The organism is Candidatus Dedyshia acidiphila (genome assembly GCF_051025295.1).
Lineage (GTDB): Bacteria > Acidobacteriota > Terriglobia > Terriglobales > Acidobacteriaceae > KBS-83.
The window spans coordinates 1-246 of sequence record NZ_JBMGJV010000232.1 but is presented as its reverse complement, the minus strand read 5'-3'; the positions used below and the strand labels follow the sequence as shown (position 1 = coordinate 246).

General features: G+C 64.2%; 1 tRNA gene. It reads left to right on the top strand.

Features of this window, described 5'->3' with window-relative positions:
• Positions 1 to 46: 46 nt before the first annotated feature.
• A tRNA-Leu gene (locus AC5IJH_RS18695) sits at positions 47 to 135 on the top strand.
• Positions 136 to 246 lie beyond the last annotated feature (111 nt).

Here is a 246-nt window from a genome sequence, read left to right as displayed (position 1 = left end):
CGTGTTTGTGCAAGTCAGGCAGGGTTAGCATGGAGGCTGACCCCGCGCCCGGGTGGCGAAATCGGCAGACGCAGCGGACTTAAAATCCGCATCCGCGAAAGTGGAGTGGGGGTTCAAGTCCCCCCCCGGGCACCACGGAGAGCTAGCTCTTTGCCAGCTTAGACGCCGCGATCGTCTCGTCGACCTGCCGTCAGGCGATGCGCACGGGTAGGCGTCTCTCCGGTCGTATGAGCGGCATCGGCTCAG